At 67.2% G+C, this 247-nt stretch carries 1 protein-coding gene; it reads left to right on the top strand.

Annotated elements, in window-relative coordinates:
• Positions 1-247: tRNA-dihydrouridine synthase (locus tag R0J88_RS22415; protein WP_410901230.1), on the top strand; the 247-nt coding region annotated here is incomplete at both ends.

The following is a 247-nucleotide window of genomic DNA, read 5'->3' on the forward strand; positions in this document are numbered from 1 at the left end:
GTTGACGCCTGCCTACTTCCACAAGCTCGCCCCCGAACTGCTGCACGGTGCACACACCGCGGCCGGCGTGCCGCTGCGGGTGCAGTTGCTGGGTTCGGACCCTGTGTGCCTGGCAGAGAACGCGGCCCTGGCCTGTGAGCTGGGCAGTGAGGTCATCGACCTGAACTTCGGTTGCCCGGCCAAGACCGTCAACAAGTCCCGGGGCGGGGCGGTGCTGCTCAAGGAGCCCGAGCTGCTGAACCAGATC

This window comes from Pseudoalteromonas sp. SIMBA_162 (assembly GCF_046535955.1).
Taxonomy (GTDB): Bacteria; Pseudomonadota; Gammaproteobacteria; order Enterobacterales; family Alteromonadaceae; genus Pseudoalteromonas; species Pseudoalteromonas marina.